Annotated in this window: 4 protein-coding genes; 2 read left to right on the forward strand and 2 right to left on the reverse strand. The window is 46.1% G+C overall.

Annotation, left to right across the window (positions count from 1 at the left end):
* Window positions 1–227 precede the first annotated feature (227 nt).
* Window positions 228–581: a hypothetical protein gene (locus tag NNL21_RS35885; RefSeq protein WP_018757707.1), complete on the forward strand. Its 354-nt coding sequence runs from the start codon at window positions 228–230 to the stop codon at window positions 579–581.
* Window positions 582–926: 345 nt separating this feature from the next.
* On the opposite strand, the gene NNL21_RS35890 is transcribed toward NNL21_RS35885, so the two are convergent.
* Together NNL21_RS35890 and NNL21_RS35895 are read right to left on the reverse strand one after the other, a co-directional pair.
* Complete coding sequence (locus NNL21_RS35890; protein ID WP_204822888.1) at window positions 927–2,573, reverse strand: RNA polymerase sigma factor; 1,647 nt, start codon at window positions 2,571–2,573, stop codon at window positions 927–929.
* 496 nt (window positions 2,574–3,069) lie between these two features.
* Window positions 3,070–4,038, reverse strand: coding sequence for a helix-turn-helix transcriptional regulator (locus NNL21_RS35895; protein ID WP_256555717.1), 969 nt, complete (start codon window positions 4,036–4,038; stop codon window positions 3,070–3,072).
* Window positions 4,039–4,161: 123 nt separating this feature from the next.
* Between NNL21_RS35895 and NNL21_RS35900 the strand changes: the two genes are divergently transcribed.
* On the forward strand, window positions 4,162–4,338 hold the full coding sequence (locus tag NNL21_RS35900; protein ID WP_204822890.1) for a hypothetical protein: 177 nt from the start codon (window positions 4,162–4,164) through the stop codon (window positions 4,336–4,338).
* The last annotated feature ends 259 nt before the right edge of the window (window positions 4,339–4,597 follow it).

Genomic DNA, 4,597 nt, shown 5'->3' on the forward strand with positions numbered 1-4,597 from the left:
TGAACTTGGGTCAAAATCTAAGAAAACGTGAGCATTTAAGAGAAAAGTGATTCTCCATAGAGGGAGGATAATGTAATATTCCATCATGCAACCGGCGAAATATTCGCTTGCATGTTCAGTTCTTGGGTAAATTAGCTCAATAAATTCTATAAATAAGATTATCTATGGTATAATATGTGAATATATTTTAAAAATACTAAAGCGTTATGAAATGGTGGACTAAACGAATGGAACGTACAATTCAATTAATGGAAACCCATTTAAATATCGATCTTGGAAATCCGCCCTTTTTAAAATTAGATAACGGGTTGCAAATTCCATACTCTTCGATTAAGGGGATAACAACAGGTAGACCCATACCAAATGCTTTCAAGCTTTATGGTTTTTCTTTTGGAGGAACAAGAAATGGATTATTTAGATTCAATGGAGGTTATCATCTCTACTTTTTTAATAATGAGGTTGATACCCTTCATTTTGACTTGAATAATTTTCTTGTTGGTAAATTTAAAATATCAAAGTTAATCATTGATGTTAAAAACCCTGAAGAAATAAGTAAAACTATCTCCGAAAGATTGACGTGATAGTTCAATACCGAAAGGTCTACCGCACTGGCTTTTCTCAACTAACGGGCAGTTTTGCTGAATAGATCTGCTGAGTATGTGGAGCATCTGGCCTCTCACGGTTGGTTGCGGACAAGAAAGATTAAAAATCGTCAGGTAAAGGAGAAATCCGGCAGATACGATTGCGATTAAAAACTACCCATGACGCACATGCGTCATGGGTGGTTTTTAATCATTTTCATACGTTCAGGAGGGGGCCGTGGTGCAATAGCGATGTCCTAATCACTTCGTTGGACAGACAGAGTTTTGTGTAAAAATGGCCACCACCCGGGAACGGCCATTCTTCGTATACATTTCCGAACCGACTTACTTGACCGGCCCCATCCAGGTTGAAATCGTCTTCTGCTGGTGCGGCAACGGCGGTTTCAACTTCCCGTTATCGATCAAATGCTTCAAAATATAAGCGACCAGCCGGCCTCCGCCGGTATTGCCTCTCACCATGTAAGCAAGCTGCGGCTCCAAATGCTTCGGCTGATTTTGCAGGAACAGCTTGAGCATTTTATCGTAGAGCTTTCCGACAGCAGGCGCATACAGAGCGGACAAATCCGGCATTGCCTTGTTCAACCGATCCAACGTTTGCGGAGAGTCGATCCAAACCGCATTGAATTTGTACCCCTCCTCCGTCTTGCGGATGTACCCCTTCTCCAGCAGGAACGAATATTGCTCGCTGTTCTCTTCGTTGTCGGGCAGTTCCCCTTGTTGGAACGCATGACAAATCTCGACATTCCGGTATTCCAGGAAACGCCAATCCACCTGGCGGTCGCTCCAGTACGTATTGAATTGCCACAAGTATAAGGGAGTGTCTTCGACGTAGCGGAGCGACGGACCGAAGGTGACGTAACTACTCAAATCAAAACCCGGATCGGCATTGCGGCTCCGGTTCAACGCCGCATAGGCAATATACTGCCCTCCGTCCTTTCGCATTGGTGCGACCGCATCGAAGTTGTCGCCCGCCGGCATGCTCCGCCAAGATTGCTCCTCGACGTTCTTGGGCAGCAAGGTCCAGAGCAGGAAGTTATAGTCGCCGTCCGGAACGTACACTCCGCTATCCTCGACTTGCCGGCGAACTTCCATTAACGCGTCGAAATGAACATCGGCCACTTCGGCGGCGCAATCTTGCCAGAATCGATGACCGGCTACGACCAACTCGAAGAGGTCCCAGACGATGGTATTGCTTTGATATTTGCCGGGAGAGGTTTGGATGAGAAAATTGTAATCGGCCAGGTGCCGGACTTCGCCTTCCAGCAAAGACGGCGGCATTCCGAGCTCCTCCGCGATTTGATGTACGGTACGCGCCTTGTGATAAGCCGCGTAAACGATATTTTGCGCCAAGGCGCGTCCAAGAAAATCGTTGGTTTCGCCCAGTCTGCCGGCCGAACCGGAATGGCCCATTTCCCCCATGCTGACCGGATTGACACTCAAAGTTCCTGTTGCACGCATACGTTTCATCCCTTTCCTTAACTCCTTTTTGGCCTCGCTCAAATGCCACTTCACCGTGTTGACAGGAATGTTCAGAGCAATCGCGACATCGCCGATTTTAAGCTCGTCGTAGTAATGCATGACCACGATCCGGCGATGGATGTCGGACAGAAACGCGACTTCCCGGCGCAGCTCGCGGTAAGCTTCGGTTACCAGCAGCCGGTCAAGCGGCTCCCGGGAAGGGGCGGCCGACAGTTCGGACATGCCGTTGATTTCGATCGCTTGGGGAGCGTGCGCACGCTTTTTCAACCAATTCACCCAAGTGTATCGGGCAACCGTCCAGACGTAAGCCTCAAGGCATCTAATGTCCCGCACCCCGGAGAAGGATTTCAACAACTGCAGCATAATCTCCTGAGCCAGATCCTCCGCCTCCGCCCGCTGCTTGACCCGGTTCAACGCAAAACCGAAAATCGGCTTGACATAATTCCGAATCGCTTCCGCCGCTTCTTTTCCGTTCTTCCCGATTGAATTCATTTTTTGCCTCCGTAGTTGCATCTGTAATTCCTGACAATCAAATAGTGTGCCAGGCGAAATAAAGGTTGGGATATTTTCAAAAAAATTTGGACGTCCTACCGGATCACTCATACATGTATAATTACAAACATCATGAGTAGGTCATTTGAATGGTTAAAGAGACGTTATGAACTTTTTGTTGAGTATATTGGAAAAGAATTAAACAAGCTGAAGATTACTTTAGATGTAAAGGTCTCACTTTTAGTATATAAAGATACTTTTTTTCGTTCAACTAAGGGAGGATACAAACTAGGAGCACGAGCCGAAGTTCTTCTTCGGGTACTTGGGGTACTCCTTCGTTCCGTAGGTAAACCAGGAGTGGTCTCGATTAATTATTCAAATGCATAATAGAGGTTCATTCAACTAACGAGGAACGATAGTTTAACGAATCAAGGAGTAGTTCGCCGCGGCAGCTGCTTCTTTTGTTTATTAAAGGCGGGCTCAGCGTATATTCTCGTTAAAATGTTGGTGGCACCCTTAAACGCTCTTCCAAAATCACGCGCAGCTCATCGGGAATCCGTTCGAACTCGACACCTTTCCCCAAAAACAAAAGCCAATCCGCATAATACGCCAGCGAATCAACATCAGTCACATCCAGTTGTATATTGAAAATCCCGCTCGACTGAAACATCCCGGTGAATGACAAAATAATTCCCGGGGGGTGCATGCGCTTAAAACGCTGAATCCCAGTCGTATCAAGCTTCACAACAAGATTGGACTCACGTGCAAAAAGCAGTTTTTTGCTTAAAATCTCTTGCTCTGACCACGTCAACTCCCGTTCAGAAATTGCCGAATCCCGCAACATCACAACAGGCAAATAACGAAACTCATTCGTATCAAGATCATAAACCTCAGCCAGCCACTGAGCGTTCGAGTTAAATATATGCAGCAAAAAAACGTCCATCAATTGCGGCCAGCCAGGACTCAGCTCATAAGTCAAGCGTAAGTGTTTATCCCGCACGGCAAGCGAAATCAGCTGGTTCAGCTCCTCAGGCGCCGCATCATCGAGCTCCAATAAATTCGGATTGGAAGGATTCGTATTTTCAAAAAGTAAGATATTATTGAGCTCGATCAGCTCGTCTTGCTGGGTTTGCGATGCGATACCTATGAGTTTTTCAGTAATTGAGCGGCGATTTTGCAGATAAGGCAGCTGCGAATTTTTCGAGGCGCTAAAGCTTATAAAAATCGCTTTTAGCTCTTCTGGCGTGAAGCGGACGGAGGGTAGATACTGATTTTGCAAGACATTGTATCCGCCGCCGCGCCCAAGCTCGGTCGTTAGCGGAAAACCCATCGCCTGAATCTCGTTAATGTCGCGAATCGCCGTTGCGCGGGAAATCTTGAACTCCCGCTGAATCTCGGCAATCGTAAAATGCGCGCGGTTATTTATGTAGCGCATGATCAGGTTCACTCGTTCTGTTTTTTTCATAATTTTATTGTATCAAAAAAGTAGCAGAAAGCACGAAGATGAAAATAAAAAGTATCATTTTTTGATACATTCGGAATATAGAATCAATCTTGTAAGAAACAAATCCACAAAGGAGAGAACAAAATGTCTTACTACTCAATCAAAACAATCTCGGAAAACTACAAAATGACTGCTTTCGGTGTTTCACTTGAAGACTACAACGACTGGGCAGGTAATGCAGCAAAAACTGCAACGAAAAAAGCTGAAATCACTGAAGCAAGGCGATCTTTGTCAGCGCTTGTTCCAGGCACGACGAGGTAGTCGCCAGCGAGGAAATCGAGGACGTACGCGCCTTCCACGTTGAACTCGCCCATCACGCCGAAGCCGCGCCAAGCCTTGCCGGCGATGACGTAATTGATTTGATATTCTTGCCCGTCTGCGAGCGCGAGAAGTTCAGCAAGCTTGTTGTTAGGAACTCCGAAAACACTTACAAGAATGTCTAGCGGATTTAGTAATGATAATTACTTGCTCACGACCAGACTAGGGAAATATAGACTTAGAGTACCTCAATTTTCTAATA

The organism is Paenibacillus mendelii (assembly GCF_024498075.1).
Taxonomy (GTDB): domain Bacteria; phylum Bacillota; class Bacilli; order Paenibacillales; family Paenibacillaceae; genus Paenibacillus_Z; species Paenibacillus_Z mendelii.

Excerpts from the sequence above, each read along its gene's own strand:
- NNL21_RS35895 (WP_256555717.1), bottom strand. The coding sequence starts at position 4,038 with ATGAAAAAAACAGAACGAGTGAACCTGATCATGCGCTACATAAATAAC.
- NNL21_RS35900 (WP_204822890.1), top strand. The coding sequence starts at position 4,162 with ATGTCTTACTACTCAATCAAAACAATCTCGGAAAACTACAAAATGACT.
- NNL21_RS35890 (WP_204822888.1), bottom strand. The coding sequence starts at position 2,573 with ATGAATTCAATCGGGAAGAACGGAAAAGAAGCGGCGGAAGCGATTCGG.
- NNL21_RS35885 (WP_018757707.1), top strand. The coding sequence starts at position 228 with ATGGAACGTACAATTCAATTAATGGAAACCCATTTAAATATCGATCTT.